This is a genomic window from Rhodococcus kronopolitis, assembly GCF_042654025.1.
Taxonomy (GTDB): domain Bacteria; phylum Actinomycetota; class Actinomycetes; order Mycobacteriales; family Mycobacteriaceae; genus Rhodococcus_G; species Rhodococcus_G kronopolitis.
The window spans coordinates 229,720-242,727 of the sequence record NZ_JBHSFO010000009.1; the positions used below are offsets into that span (position 1 = coordinate 229,720).

General features: G+C 71.8%; 15 protein-coding genes. 2 read left to right on the forward strand and 13 right to left on the reverse strand.

The window, feature by feature from the left end; genetic code table 11:
• Positions 1–4 precede the first annotated feature (4 nt).
• The gene (locus ACFO6S_RS15740; RefSeq protein WP_378418516.1) at positions 5–1,084 is read left to right on the forward strand and encodes a YeiH family protein; all 1,080 of its coding nucleotides are present in this window, start codon (positions 5–7) and stop codon (positions 1,082–1,084) included.
• Between the two features lie 52 nt (positions 1,085–1,136).
• On the opposite strand, the gene ACFO6S_RS15745 is transcribed toward ACFO6S_RS15740, so the two are convergent.
• The 11 genes from ACFO6S_RS15745 to ACFO6S_RS15795 form a co-directional block, all read right to left on the reverse strand.
• On the reverse strand, positions 1,137–1,340 hold the full coding sequence (locus ACFO6S_RS15745; RefSeq protein ID WP_378418518.1) for a heavy-metal-associated domain-containing protein: 204 nt from the start codon (positions 1,338–1,340) through the stop codon (positions 1,137–1,139).
• Between the two features lie 40 nt (positions 1,341–1,380).
• On the reverse strand, positions 1,381–1,662 hold the full coding sequence (locus ACFO6S_RS15750) for a metal-sensitive transcriptional regulator (RefSeq protein WP_072842629.1): 282 nt from the start codon (positions 1,660–1,662) through the stop codon (positions 1,381–1,383).
• A 51-nt stretch (positions 1,663–1,713) separates the two neighbouring features.
• Entirely contained in the window at positions 1,714–1,941 is a 228-nt protein-coding gene (locus ACFO6S_RS15755) for a hypothetical protein (protein ID WP_378418520.1), read from the reverse strand.
• Positions 1,938–2,450: a hypothetical protein gene (locus tag ACFO6S_RS15760; protein WP_378418521.1), complete on the reverse strand. Its 513-nt coding sequence runs from the start codon at positions 2,448–2,450 to the stop codon at positions 1,938–1,940. The genes ACFO6S_RS15755 and ACFO6S_RS15760 overlap by 4 nt, the downstream gene beginning before the upstream one ends.
• Before the next feature lie 55 nt (positions 2,451–2,505).
• On the reverse strand, positions 2,506–3,171 hold the full coding sequence (locus tag ACFO6S_RS15765) for a hypothetical protein (RefSeq protein ID WP_378418523.1): 666 nt from the start codon (positions 3,169–3,171) through the stop codon (positions 2,506–2,508).
• Positions 3,168–4,142, reverse strand: coding sequence for a porphobilinogen synthase (gene hemB / locus ACFO6S_RS15770; RefSeq protein ID WP_378418525.1), 975 nt, complete (start codon positions 4,140–4,142; stop codon positions 3,168–3,170). Before hemB ends, ACFO6S_RS15765 begins: the two co-directional genes overlap by 4 nt.
• Positions 4,143–4,221: 79 nt before the next feature.
• On the reverse strand, positions 4,222–5,793 hold the full coding sequence (locus ACFO6S_RS15775) for a bifunctional uroporphyrinogen-III C-methyltransferase/uroporphyrinogen-III synthase (RefSeq protein WP_378418527.1): 1,572 nt from the start codon (positions 5,791–5,793) through the stop codon (positions 4,222–4,224).
• Positions 5,794–5,913: 120 nt separating this feature from the next.
• Positions 5,914–6,885: a hydroxymethylbilane synthase gene (gene hemC / locus ACFO6S_RS15780; protein WP_378418529.1), complete on the reverse strand. Its 972-nt coding sequence runs from the start codon at positions 6,883–6,885 to the stop codon at positions 5,914–5,916.
• Positions 6,882–8,312 (reverse strand): glutamyl-tRNA reductase, encoded by a 1,431-nt coding sequence (locus ACFO6S_RS15785; protein ID WP_378418531.1) that lies wholly within the window; start codon positions 8,310–8,312, stop codon positions 6,882–6,884. The genes hemC and ACFO6S_RS15785 overlap by 4 nt, the downstream gene beginning before the upstream one ends.
• A complete protein-coding gene (locus ACFO6S_RS15790) occupies positions 8,309–9,103 on the reverse strand; it encodes a redox-sensing transcriptional repressor Rex (RefSeq protein WP_378418533.1) in 795 nt (264 codons plus the stop codon). Before ACFO6S_RS15790 ends, ACFO6S_RS15785 begins: the two co-directional genes overlap by 4 nt.
• A 145-nt stretch (positions 9,104–9,248) precedes the next feature.
• On the reverse strand, positions 9,249–9,509 hold the full coding sequence (locus ACFO6S_RS15795) for a glutaredoxin family protein (RefSeq protein WP_378418535.1): 261 nt from the start codon (positions 9,507–9,509) through the stop codon (positions 9,249–9,251).
• Between the two features lie 149 nt (positions 9,510–9,658).
• Between ACFO6S_RS15795 and ACFO6S_RS15800 the strand changes: the two genes are divergently transcribed.
• Positions 9,659–10,660: an HAD family hydrolase gene (locus ACFO6S_RS15800; protein WP_378418537.1), complete on the forward strand. Its 1,002-nt coding sequence runs from the start codon at positions 9,659–9,661 to the stop codon at positions 10,658–10,660.
• A 66-nt stretch (positions 10,661–10,726) separates the two neighbouring features.
• Here the strand turns inward: ACFO6S_RS15800 and ACFO6S_RS15805 are convergent, their stop codons facing one another.
• The gene (locus ACFO6S_RS15805; RefSeq protein ID WP_378418538.1) at positions 10,727–11,788 is read right to left on the reverse strand and encodes a lysophospholipid acyltransferase family protein; all 1,062 of its coding nucleotides are present in this window, start codon (positions 11,786–11,788) and stop codon (positions 10,727–10,729) included.
• Positions 11,785–12,816 carry an NAD-dependent epimerase/dehydratase family protein gene (locus ACFO6S_RS15810; RefSeq protein WP_378418718.1) on the reverse strand — a complete coding sequence of 344 codons (1,032 nt, stop codon included), beginning with the start codon at positions 12,814–12,816 and terminating at the stop codon, positions 11,785–11,787. Before ACFO6S_RS15810 ends, ACFO6S_RS15805 begins: the two co-directional genes overlap by 4 nt.
• Positions 12,817–13,008 lie beyond the last annotated feature (192 nt).

Here is a 13,008-nt window from a genome sequence, read left to right on the forward strand (position 1 = left end):
AAGGATGAGTAGTCAGCTGGGCACAACGCAGGTCCACGGACCGCAGACCGGGTCCGCAGCCGGTGCCGAATCCGCCGGGACGTGGTCGCGGCTGCGACCGGCCACCGGCGCCGTCCTGCCCGGCCTTGCACTGTGCGCCGTGGCCACGGCGGTCGCACTGGGCATCGGGAGCCTCTTCCCCACGGTGAGCCCACTGCTGATCGCCATCGTCCTCGGCGCACTCGCCGCAAACCTCGTCCACCTCCCCGAACGGGTACGGCCGGGGCTGACCTTCTCGGCCAAGAAGCTGCTGCGGGTCGGCATTGCACTGCTCGGGCTGCAGCTGATGTTCAGCGACATCCTCGGCCTCGGCGGGGGCGTCATCGTGATGGTCGTCGCCATCGTCGGTCTGGGCATCGCCGGCACGATGTTCGTCGGCAGACTGCTGGGACTGTCGTGGACACAGCGGGTGCTCATCGCGTGCGGGTTCTCGATCTGCGGGGCCGCGGCGGTCGCGGCGGTCGACGGGGTCGTCGACGCCGAGGAGGAAGAGGTGCTCACGGCCGTCGCCTTGGTCGTCGTCTTCGGCACGCTGATGATCCCCGCGATCCCGCTGCTCGCGACCCTGCTCGGGCTGGACGAGTCGGCCGCAGGCATGTGGGCGGGCGGCTCGATCCACGAGGTCGCACAGGTGATTGCGGCCGGCGGCGCGATCGGCGGCGGCGCGCTGGCGGTCGCGGCGACCGTGAAGCTGGCGCGGGTGCTGATGCTCGCCCCGGTGATGGCCGTCCTGAGCATGCGCCAGCGCAGCCGCTCGGCCGGCGGCCCGGCCGTCGACGCCAAGCACCCCCCGCTGGTACCGCTGTTCGTGCTCGCGTTCCTCGTGTGCGCGGGGCTGCGCTCGACCGGCCTGCTGCCCGAGGCCCTGCTCGACGGCGCGAAGTTCACCCAGACCGCGCTGCTGACCGCGGCAATGTTCGCACTGGGTGCGGGGGTGCACGTCGCGACGATCAGGAAGGTCGGCGCGCGGCCGTTCGTGCTGGCGGCAGTCTCGACCGTCTGGGTCACCTCGATCGCGCTGGTCGGCGTCCTGCTGCTGGGATAGGCACACCGCCGGGGGCGCTCTCCCGGACCAGGCCGGTGAGGCGACCCGCCGATCAGGGCGCCAGTTCGTACCCCGCCTCGTCGACGGCCGCGGCGATCGCGTGCGCCGACACGGGCGCCTCACTGGTCACGTCGAGCCTGCCCGAGTCGAGGTCCACCCGGACCGCGGTGACGCCGGGCACGGCGCCGACCTCTTCGGTGACCGAGGCGACGCAGTGCTGGCAGGTCATGCCGGTGACGGTGTACGTGGTGTTCATCGAATACCCCTCGGGCGTGCGTGATCCGGGTGTGGCGCGGTCAGGACCTGACTAGCCGGGCGATGGCGTCGGACGCCTCCTTCACCTTCGCGTCGGCCTCCGGCCCGCCCTTCTTGGCGGCCTCGACGACACAGCCGGCCAGGTGCGCGTCCATCAGCTTCAGCGAGACCGACTGCAGCGCCTTGGTTGCCGCCGACACCTGGGTGAGGATGTCGATGCAGTACCGGTCGTCGTCGACCATGCGCGAGATCCCGGCGACCTGCCCCTCGATGCGACGCAGTCGCTTGAGGAGGTCGTCCTTCTCGGGGGAGTAACCGTTCATGACCCCAGGGTACCCCCCAAGGGTATTGTGCGCTACCCGTCGCGGACGATGCTACCGGCGACGGACCACGTCGAGCACCAACAGTCCCGCGGCCGTCACCAGCGCCGTCGCGCCGCCGATCCACGACCCCGAGTAGTGAGTGCCGGTGAAGGCGGGCGTCCCCTCGATCAGCGGCTCGAACTCTGTGGTGCTCACCCCCTGCCGCCAGCACCACACCGCCAGCGCCAGCGCCAGCACGGCCAGGCACAGCTCCGAGATCCGCAGCACACGTCCGGTCATCGCCCGTCCCCCTCGTCCACGGCCCCGTCGGGAACCGCCTGCTCGAGCGCGGTCCGCAGCGCGTCACCGTCCCTGGCCCAGGCCCGGACGATCCCGCCGCCGCGCAACCGCAGTCCGATTCCGGTGCGCCGCTTCGGCACTCCGGACAACTCACCGAGCGCCCGAGCCGTCTCCCAGGGCAGCAGGTCGCGGGCGAACGGATCCGCCGCCGGCAGCACCGCTGCGATCTCGGCCAACGCCAACGCCTCCGTCCCGCAGCGCAGTTCGGTGTCGGTCAGGCAGACGCTCGCGTGCCGCCGGGCCGCGGCGACCTGCAGCGCGACGAAGCCGGCCAGCAGCACCGCACACATCGTCAGCGCCACCCAGTGCACACCCGTCCCGACGACGAAGTCGCCGATCAGCACCACCAGGCACAGCATCGGTCCCGCGGCCACCACGCGCCAGTTCCCGCCCGACTCGGCGAAGACCGGCGCGGCCTCCGCGACCTCCGCGTTCTCCGGATCGGTCACGGGTGCACCGCCGAGCCGTCCAGGACGGGCGCCCAGCGCATCTCGCCCACCGTCGTTACTTCGCCTGCAGTCCGGGCAGGAAGTACCGGTTGGAGTCCGCGCGGTGCATCAGGATCACCGCTCCGACCGCCAACACGGCCTGCAGGATGCCGGCACCACCCGCGACGACCGCGGCCGCACCGCCCGCCGCGCCGAGCCCGAACACCGTCGGGATCGCCACGAAGACCATCATCACGGCGATCATGGTGACGACCATCCGGGCCCAGTTCCGACCGGCGCGCATCTTGAAGGCGAACAACAGGTACACCCCGATCAGGACCAGCCCGAGTACCGCGGTCAGCCCGAAGCCGATCAGCAGCAGGCCCTCCGCGGTCGAGCGGGTGATCTCCACCGCCTCGTCCTGGGCCCGGATGTCGCGGACCAACTGGTCGGCAAAACTCGCCCGGTCACCGATCGCCACCGCGAGGGTCGCGATGAGGTTCACCACGGCCAGACCCGCGACGCCGCACAGCAACTGGAACGCGGTGACCACGTCGACGGGCGGCTGCGGCTTCGGCGGCACCGGCGGCGCCTGGGGGTACGGCTGCTGCGCCGGGTACTGCGGCTGCGGGTACTGCGGCTGCGCCGGGTACTGCAGCTGCGGATCCTGCTGCTGCGCCGAATCCTGCGATGTCGGCTGCTGCTGCTGATCCTGCGGGTCCTGCGGCGAGGGCGTCGTCACAGCCGACCCGCCACTTCGGACGCCCAGTAGGTGAGCACGATGTCCGCGCCGGCCCTGCGGATGCACAGCAACGACTCGTCGATCGCGGCATCCCGGTCGATCCAGCCGTGCTGCGCGGCCGCGGTGATCATCGAGTACTCCCCCGAGATCTGGTACGCGGCAACGGGAACCGACGACCGGTCGGCGGTCTCGCGGAGCACGTCCAGGTAGGCCATGGCGGGCTTGACCATCACCATGTCCGCGCCCTCCGCCAGGTCCAGGTCCACCTCGCGCAGCGACTCGCGGCGGTTCGCGGCGTCCTGCTGGTAGGTGCGGCGGTCACCGCTCAGCGAGGATCCGACGGCCTCCCGGAACGGGCCGTAGAAGGCGGACGCGTACTTCGCGGCGTAGGCCAGCAGGCCGATGTCCAGGTGCCCGGCCGCGTCGAGACCCGCACGCAGAGCGGCGATCTGGCCGTCCATCATGCCGCTCGGGCCGAGCAGGTGGGCGCCGGCCTCTGCCTGCGCCAGCCCCATCTCCACGTACCGGACCAGCGTCGCGTCGTTGTCGACGCTGCCGTCCGCGGCCATCACCCCGCAATGCCCGTGCGCGGTGAACTCGTCGAGGCAGGTGTCGGCCATGATGACCGTGTCGTCGCCGAGGTCGCTGCGCAGTGCCCGCAGACCGCGGTTGAGGATGCCGTCCGGATCGATGCCGCCCGAACCCACGTCGTCCTTGTCCTCGGGCCGCGGCACGCCGAACAGCATCAGCCCGCCGACGCCGTTGGCCACCGCCTCGGTGGCCGCGGCGCGCAGCGAGTCGAGGGTGTGCTGGAAGACGCCCGGCATCGAGCTGATCTCACGCGGCTCGGCGATGCCGTCCGCGACGAACATCGGCAGCACCAGGTGCCGAGGCTCCAGCGAGGTCTCGGCCACCAGGCGTCGCATCGCCGGCGTGCTGCGCAGCCGCCGGGGTCGTTCGACGGGAAACACGGACGTGCCCTCCTTCGTCGGGCTCGTGCGTGGTTGACGGGTCTCGAGGACCCGTCAACCACGCGCGAGCGCGTAGCGCCTAGCGCCTGCGGGACTTCTTGCGCGGGGGCGGCAGTGCGCCCTCGGCGCGGAGCCGGGCCGCATGCTCGGCCAGTGCCTCGACCAGCGGTCCGGCCTGTGCCGTCTCCGGCTGCACGTCGACCCGCAGGCCGAACTCGATGGCCGTCTCCGCGGTCTTCGGACCGATGCAGGCGACCAGGGTGCGGGCGTGCGGCTTGCCGGCGATGCCGACCAGGTTCCGCACGGTGGACGACGAGGTGAAGCACACCGCGTCGAACCCGCCGGTCTTGATCATCTCGCGGGTCTCGGCGGCGGGCGGCGCCGCCCGGACAGTGCGGTACGCCGTGACGTCGTCGATCTCCCAGCCACGCTGACGCAGGCCCTCGGCGAGCGTCTCCGTGGCGATGTCCGCGCGGGGCAGCAGCACCCGGTTGACCGGGTCGAAGACGTCGTCGTACGGGGCGAACTCGGCCAGCAGGCCCTCGCTGGACTGCTCACCGGACGGCACCAGCTCGGGGTTGATGCCGAAGCTGCGCACCTTGTCCGCGGTGGCCTGACCCACGCAGGCGATCTTGACGCCCGAGAAGGCGCGGGCGTCGAGCCCGAACTCCTCGAACTTCTCCCACACCGCGCGCACCGCGTTGGTGGAGGTGAACACCACCCACTGGTAACGGCCGTCGACCAGGCCCTTGACCGAGCGCTCCATCTGCGCCGGGCTCCGCGGCGGCTCGACGGCGATGGTCGGGACCTCGATCGGGATGGCACCGTGGGTGACCAGCCGGTCGCTCATCTCGCCTGCCTGGTCCTTGGTGCGCGGCACCAGCACGGTCCAGCCGTACAGGGCCCGCGACTCCCACCAGGACATCTTGTTGCGGTGGCCGACGACCTTGCCGACCGTGACGATCAGCGAACCGACCAGCTCGGAGCCGGCCTCGTTCAGCGTCGCGAGGGTGGCCTCGACCGTGCGCTGCTGGCGGGTGGTGCCGCGGACGGTGATCGCGGCCGGAGTCTGCGGGGCCAGTCCGTGCTCGACCAGCGCGCTCGCGGTCTCGGCCAGGTGTGCGGCACCCGCATGCAGCACCAGCGGTCCCGGGGCGGCGGCCAGGGCCGCCCAGTCGACCTCGCCACGGACGTCGGCCTCGGTGTGACCGGAGCCCAACGCCATGCCGGCGTAGCTGGGCACCGCGGACGCGGCGGGCAGTCCGGGCAGCACCTCGAAGACGACCTGGGTGCGCGCCACGGCGGTGACCTCGGCGATCACCGAGTCGGTGGTCAGCGGGTCGCCGGAGACCAGGCGGACCACGTCGTGGCCGTTCTTGGCCTCCGCGACCAGGGTCTTCGCGACCTCCGACGGCTCGCCGAGCGCGGGCCGGACCTCGGAGAGCGGGTGCTCCGGATCGGCCTCAACACCCTTGACCAGCAGCGCCGTGCCGACCAGCGCGGTGACGCCCTTGTCGACGTCGGGATCGGTGAACGCGAGCGTCGCGTTTGCCAGCACGTCCCGGGCGCGGACGGTGAGCAGCGCGGGATCGCCGGGCCCCGAGCCCACGAACAGGATCCGTCCGGGAGTGTTCTTTCGGACTCGGCTCATCGGTTGTTCTCCAGTGCGTTCAGGTGTCCAGAATTGCAGGGTCGGGCGGTGCTGCTCTCCACAGCTGATCCGGGGCGATGCGGACCGGGGTGATACCTGGTCCGAGCCGGTTTCGACGATCTACACATCGGTGACCCCCATCAGTTCGCGGGCGCCGAGGTCGAGCAGTTCCCGGGCCACGGCCCGACCCAGTTCCTCGGCGCGGTCGATCGGGCCGACCGCCGACGCGCGGATCGAGTCCGACCCGTCCAGCGCGGCCGCGCAACCGCGCACCGACAGCTCGTCGATGACATTGCCGTCGTCGTCCAGGGACTCGACGACCTCGGCGATGGCACCGACCGGCGCGGTGCAGCCGGCCTCGAGCTCGGCGAGCAGTCCACGCTCGGCGACGACCGCCGCACGGGCATGGGCGTCGTCGAGCCCGGACAGGATCGCGATCAGTTCCGGGTTGTCGGCACGGCACTCGACGGCCAGTGCGCCCTGCGACGGCGCCGGCAGCATCTGCACCGGGTCGAGCGTCTCGGTGATCGCGTCGAGTCGACCGATCCGGGACAGGCCGGCGCGGGCGATCACGATGGCGTCGAGTTCGCCGGACGCGACCTTGCCGATCCGGGTGTCGATGTTGCCGCGCAGCTCCTGGATGTCGAGTCCCAGTCCGAGCGCGCGCAGCTGGGCCCGGCGACGCGGGGCCGAGGTCCCGACCTTCGAACCGGCGGGCAGCTCGCCGAGCACCAGCCCGTCGCGGGCCACCAGGGCGTCGCGCGGGTCCTCGCGGCCGGGCACCGCGGCGATGACCAGCCGCGCGTCGGGGGCGGTCGGCAGGTCCTTGTAGGAGTGCACGGCCACGTCCACCCGACCGGCGGCGAGCTCCTCGCGCAGTTCCGCGGTGAACACGCCGACGCCGATGCGCTGCACCGGGCCCGGCGTGACGTCGCCCTTGGTCGTGACGATCACCAGTTCGGCGGGATGCCCGGCGGCAATGAGCGCGTCCCGGATGGTGCCCGCCTGGGTGGTCGCGAGCAGGCTGCCCCGGGTGCCGATGCGGAGCGTGCGTACCGCCGTCGTACCGGTCGGCTGTGCGGTCGCGGTCATGCCTGCATCCCCTTGCCCCAGATCTGTGTGTCGCCGGCCGGCAGGCCGGCCGTGAAACCGTCGGCCGCGTGACCCGCGGTCAGGTCGTCCGCGAGCTCGACGGCCCGGATCTCCATCGGCGTCGCGACGGCCTCGGTCGACCCCGGCGCCAGCTCGAAGAGCTCGCGCAGCGCGGCCGCGTACCGGTCGCCGCCGGGCGAGGCCGCCAACTGCTTGACCCGCACGGTGGGGGCATGCAGCAGCTTGTCGACGACCCGGCGCACGGTGCGCGCCACCTCGTCGCGCTGCGGGTCCTCGAGGCCGGGCAGCCGCGAGTCCAGCCGGAGCAGCTCCGCCTCGACCACGTCTGCCGCGCGCTGGCGCAGGGCCGTCACCGTCGGGGTGACCTCCGCGAGCCGCTGACCGGCCAGGTAGGTGGCGAGCTCGCCCGCGACGATCTCGCGCGCCGCCTCGGCGTCGGACGCCGCGGCCCCGGCGGCCGGGTCCCGCTGCAGGGACTCCATGTCGAGCACGCTCACGCCGGGCAACCCGGCGACGGCGGGTTCGACGTCCCGCGGCAGGCCGAGGTCGCAGATCACCAGGGGCCGGTCCAGGCCGCGGTCGGGCTCGGCCAGTGCCAGGTGGGCGTCCGCGAGGGTCACCACCGCGCCGACGGCGCCGGTACAGGTCACCAGCACGTCCGCCTGGGCCAGCGCCGACGCCAGGTCGGCGAGGGCCGCCGTGTCCGCCTCCACGCCCCGGCTCCGGGCGGTCTCGGCGAGGTTCTCGGCCCGGTCCCGGGTGCGGTTGACCACGACGATCCGACCGATGCCTGCCCTGGTCAGGTGCGCGACGGACAGCCCGCCCATCGACCCGGCACCGAGCACCACGGCGGTGCGCCCGGTCAGGGCGCCGCCCAGCAGCCCGGCGGCCCGGTCCAGCGCCACCGACACCACGGAGGCACCGGCCCGGTCGATGCCGGTCTCGGAGTGCACCCGCTTGCCGACGCGCAGCGCCTGCTGGGCCAGCTCGTGCAGCATCCGGCCGGCGGCCTGCTGGCTGTCGGAGGTGGCGTAGGCGGTGCGGATCTGGCCGAGGATCTGCTGCTCGCCGACCACCATCGAGTCCAGCCCCGAGGCCACCGCGAACAGGTGCTCGGCGGCGGCCTCGCTGTAGCGGACGTAGGCGTGCTTGGTCAGGTCCGTCAGGTTCAGGCCCGAATGGTCGGAGAGCAGTTCGCTGACGTCCTCGAGGGCGCCGTGGAAGGCGTCGACCACCGCGTAGACCTCGACCCGGTTGCAGGTCGAGACGATCATCGCCTCGGAGATGTGCGGCGAGGCCAGCATCTTGTCGATCAGCTTGGGCCGATCCGTGTCGCCGACGGCGACCCGCTCGAGGACGGACACGGGAGCGCTTCTGTGCGAAATCCCGACCAGGAGAACACTCACGGAGCAGCCACCGATCCATTCGTTGTCGAAGTCGAGCCTGTCGCGTCCGGATCGGACTCGGCATTGCGGGCACTGTGGAACGAGAGGACCTGCATCTCGACGGCCAGGTCGACGCGCCGGATCTCGACGTGCCTGGGCACCTCGAGCGGCGCGGACGCAAAGCTCAGGATGCAGCGCAGACCGGCCTTCACCAGCTCGTCGCACACCTCCTGCGCGGAGTGGTCCGGGGTCGCCACGACGCCGATGGTCGCGCCCAGCTCACGGCAGGCGGACCCGAGCTCGGCCACGTCGCGGACGACGAGGTCATCCACCGCGCCGCCGATCCGCTCCGGGTCCCGGTCGAACAGCCCGACCATGGTGAAGCCCCGACGCCCGAACCCGCCGTAGCGGGCCAGCGCCTGACCGAGGCTGCCGACACCGACCAGGACCACCCGGTGGCCGAGGTCGAGACCGAGCGCGGCCTCGATGCGGGCACGCAACCGGGACACGTCGTAGCCGACGCCGCGCACCCCGTTGGGCCCGAGGAAGGAGAGGTCCTTGCGCAGCATCGCCGAGCCGACGCCTGCGGCGGTCGCGAGTTCCTCGCTGGAGACGATCAGGGCGCCGTCGTCGGCCATCAGACCGAGCACGCGGAGATAGGTGGCAAGCCGGGTGACGGTGGCCTGCGGCAGGTCCCGGACGGGCGTGTCGGCCCCGAGTCGAGCGCCGCGATCAGCTCCGGTGACGCCACGGGCCGACAACCCATGCGCCTGGTGCTGTTCGGTCACTTCGATGGCTCCTCGTCCGGCCATGCACACGGCCGGTCATCACGTTGATCCGGGGGGACTGTTGCCACCACGGTAACCGCTTGTGAAGCTCTGCACAAAGTCGCGACGATTCCGGCAACACCCGCTGCGACCTGCGCAGCGACGCTCCTCAGTGGGCCGCAGGTCGGTCTCAGATTGTCAAATCCGCCCGCAGCCGTACCTCGTCGACCTCCCAGTAACTGTGCTCCCGGCCGTCGAGCAGCACCACCGGCAAGCGGTCGCCGTACTCGGCCCGCAGCTCGGGATCCGAAGCTGCCGCCACGTCGACGTCGAGTGATTCGAGGACAATGCCGAATTCCGCACACAGCGGCAGCAGTTGGTCCCGGGCCGTCTCGCAGGAGCCGCAGCCGGCCCGGGTGAGGAGGGTGATGGTGTGCGCCGAGACGGTCATGGGTCCACTGTGCCACCGGCGCACGGGTGGTCCGGAACCGATCCACGGAGACGGATCTCACAGCTGCCGGTGTCGGTGCGCGCCAACCGGTGCGCCCTCCTCGCTGGAGATAGGGTTACCGGGGGGATCTGCGATCACTGGAGGTGCGAGTGCCTGAGCTATCACGCCCGTCGGGTTCGGGAGTCGGCGTGGGCTGGCTCAGCGGAGTCCCGCCGTTCCACCGGCGCGGCCGGTTCCCGCTGGGCCTGAGCGACGCCCAACGCCGCGCCAACCTGGCCGGCGAGGCGAGTGCGGACGCCGCCATCGCCCTGCACGCCGCCGCGACCGAGGCCGTCGCCGCGGAGTCCGGCGAGGACACCGGCGACACCGCGCCCGCGGCACCGCTCGACCTGACCGCCGCCGCGTTCTTCGACGTCGACAACACCATGGTCCAGGGCGCGTCGATCATCCACTTCGCCCGCGGACTGGCCGCCCGCAAGTACATCTCCTACGGCGACATGGCCCGGTTCGGCTGGCAGCAGGTCAAGTTCCGGGTCACCGGCAAGGAGAACAGCAGCGACGTCGCCAGCGGCAAGGAGAAGGCGCTGGCGTTCATCGCCGGACGCGAGACCGCCGAGTTCACCCGTCTCGGCGAGGACATCTACGACGAACTGATCGCCGACAAGATCTGGTCCGGCACCCGGGCACTGGCCCAGATGCACCTCGACGCCGGCCAGCAGGTGTGGCTGGTGACCGCGACACCGGTCGAGTTGGCGCAGGTGATCGCGCAGCGGCTCGGGCTGACCGGCGCGCTGGGCACCGTCGTCGAGAGCGAGGACGGCAAGTTCACCGGCCGGCTGGTCGGCGACATCCTGCACGGTTCCGGCAAGGCGCACGCCGTGCGCACCCTGGCCGTGCGCGAGGGCCTGAACCTCAAGCGCTGCACCGCGTACTCCGACAGCCACAACGACGTGCCGATGCTCTCGCTGGTGGGCACCGCGGTCGCCATCAACCCGGACCAGGACCTCAAGGAACTGGCCAAGACCCGGGGCTGGGAGGTCCGGGACTATCGCACCGGACGCAAGGCCGCCCGGATCGGCGTGCCGACGGCGCTCGCGCTGGGCGCACTCGGCGGCGCGCTGGCCGCGGTGCTCGGCCGCCGCAAGCACTGACCCCTCGCGCGCGGGCGGTCCCGGGGCACGGCGGTGCACCGGGACCGGGCCCGCGCGGGACCCGGCTCAGCCCATGAAGACGTTGCGACGCTTCGCGAGCAGCCGGTACAGCGTCTGCTGGATGGTCTCGCGGACGTGGTCGGTGAGCTCGAAGAGCACCATCGGGTCCTCCGCGCACGCGGCGTCGTAGGTGTCCGTGGGGATCGGCTCGCCGAACTCGATGTACCACTTCGACGGCAGCGGGATCAGCCCCACGGGACCGAGGGCCGGGAAGAACGGCGTCACCGGGAAGTACGGCAGCCCCAGCAGCCGGGCCAGCGACTTCAGGTCGCCGATCTTCGGGTAGATCTCCTCGGACCCGACGATCGAGCAGGGGATGATCGGCGCGCCGGTGTTGATTGCGGCGCAGACGAACCCGCCGCGACCGAAGCGCTGCAGCTTGTACCGCTCGCTGAACGGCTTGCCGATGCCCTTGAAGCCCTCCGGGAACACCGCCGCGACCTCGCCGCCGCGGAGCAGTCGTTCGGCGTCCGGGTTGCAGGCCAGGGTGTGGCCTGCCTTGCGGGCGATGTTGCCCACCACAGGCGTCTCGAATGCCATGTCCGCGGCCAGCATTCGCAGCGGACGGTGCGCCGGGTGGTGATCGAACATCGCCACCGAGGTCATCAGGCCGTCGATCGGCAGCACGCCGGCATGGTTCGCGACCACCAGCGCGCCGCCCTCGGCCGGCACGTTCTCGATGCCGCGCACCTCGACCCGGAACCACGAGTCGAAGAGCGGCCGCAGCAACGGCAGCCACACGTTCTCGGTGAAATGCGGGTCGAAACCGAACTCGTCGACCTGGTAGTCGCCGGTCAACCGCCGCCGGACGAACTCCGCCGTCGCGACCACCTGGTCGGCGACCCTCTCGCGCACCGCGTCCAGCAGCGCACCTGCCAGGTCCGGCGACTCCCCCGCCGCAGGCGGCGGACCGCCGAACAGTTCGGTCGGCGGCGACGGGGTCACCGGCCCGACGGTCCGACGGGGACGCAGGCGACGCGGCCCGGACTCGCCGTGCAGCGGGATCACCTTCGCCCCCTCGCCCGACCCGACCGTCTGGTTGACCGACTCGTTCATCGACTCGTTCATCGTCCCGCCCCCGACGCCCCGACCAGCCTGCTCACGCCGGATTCCACCGCGCGCAGCCAGTCCCTGCTGATGACCGGGCTGAAGCCCGCGCCCCTGATGGTGTCGTCGAGTGCCTGCATCGACGTCCAGCGCGGTTCGAAACCCAGTTCGGTGCGCATCCGGTGGGTGTCGAGGCCGCAGCCGAAGTGGTAGTAGTCGAGCTGCTCGCTGGTGAACTCCCGCATCGCCGAACCCATCAGCGCCCCGCCCAGGGTTCGGAAGAGCGGGTACGGCACCGGGACCGGAACGCCCCCGGCCCGCCGGATCGCCTGGGAGAGCATCACCACTCCGTCCGCGGCGACGTTGAAGGTGCCTGCCGGACCGGCCACCGTCGCGCGTTCGAGAGCGGCGAGGGCGTCCTCCTCGTGCAGCAGCTGCATCCGGGCGTCCCGGCCCACCACGGTCGGCACGACGGGCGAGTTGAGGTACCGGGAGACCGCGCCGTGCAGCCGCGGTCCGACCAGCGGCGCCATCCGCAGCAGCGACACCGCGATGTCCGGGCGCCTGCGCGCAAGTCCGCGGGCGTAGCCCTCGATCTCGATGCTGTCCCGCGCGAAGTCGCCGCGCGGCGGCGTGCGGGCGCTCATCTCCTCGGTGAACTTCGCGGGGTCCTTCGCGCTGCAGCCGTAGACCGCGCTCGAGGACCGCACCACCACCCGGCGGACGTCCGGCGACTTCTGGCAGACCGCGAACAGCTGCATGGCGCCGAGCACGTTCATGTCCTTCATGGCGGTGCGGCTGCCCGACTTGGGTGCCCGGTCGATCGTGGCCGCGTGCACCACGGTGTCCACCCGGGCGCCACGGATCACCTTGCCGATCAGCGGGTTGCGGATGTCCGCGCGGACGAACTCGGCGCGGCCCATCCGGCGGAGCATGTCCTTGCTCGGGGAGACCGCGTCGACCGCGATGACCCGCTCGATGCTCGGGTCCTGCGCAAGCCGGGCCACCAGGTAGCCGCCGAAGAACCTGCTCGCCCCGGTCACCAGCACCACCCCGGGGGGCTGCACACGCCGATCGCCGTCTGTCACCGTTCCCCACACCCCGTCCGTGATCGAAACGCCCGTAACCCGACTCCCCTGCGAGCCTAACCCCCGCCGCGCCGGGTCCGAGAAAGATTAACGCCACCGAAACACGCCGTCCACCAGCAGTTTTACTGCATCGAGCCACCCGTTCACCGGGCC

Bases quoted from the DNA above. Each gene is read 5' to 3' on its own strand.
- ACFO6S_RS15740 (WP_378418516.1), top strand. From the start codon at position 5: ATGAGTAGTCAGCTGGGCACAACGCAGGTCCACGGACCGCAGACCGGG.
- ACFO6S_RS15745 (WP_378418518.1), bottom strand. From the start codon at position 1,340: ATGAACACCACGTACACCGTCACCGGCATGACCTGCCAGCACTGCGTC.
- ACFO6S_RS15750 (WP_072842629.1), bottom strand. From the start codon at position 1,662: ATGAACGGTTACTCCCCCGAGAAGGACGACCTCCTCAAGCGACTGCGT.
- ACFO6S_RS15755 (WP_378418520.1), bottom strand. From the start codon at position 1,941: ATGACCGGACGTGTGCTGCGGATCTCGGAGCTGTGCCTGGCCGTGCTG.
- ACFO6S_RS15775 (WP_378418527.1), bottom strand. From the start codon at position 5,793: ATGAGCCGAGTCCGAAAGAACACTCCCGGACGGATCCTGTTCGTGGGC.
- hemC (WP_378418529.1), bottom strand. From the start codon at position 6,885: ATGACCGCGACCGCACAGCCGACCGGTACGACGGCGGTACGCACGCTC.
- ACFO6S_RS15790 (WP_378418533.1), bottom strand. From the start codon at position 9,103: ATGGCCGGACGAGGAGCCATCGAAGTGACCGAACAGCACCAGGCGCAT.
- ACFO6S_RS15795 (WP_378418535.1), bottom strand. From the start codon at position 9,509: ATGACCGTCTCGGCGCACACCATCACCCTCCTCACCCGGGCCGGCTGC.
- ACFO6S_RS15805 (WP_378418538.1), bottom strand. From the start codon at position 11,788: ATGAACGAGTCGATGAACGAGTCGGTCAACCAGACGGTCGGGTCGGGC.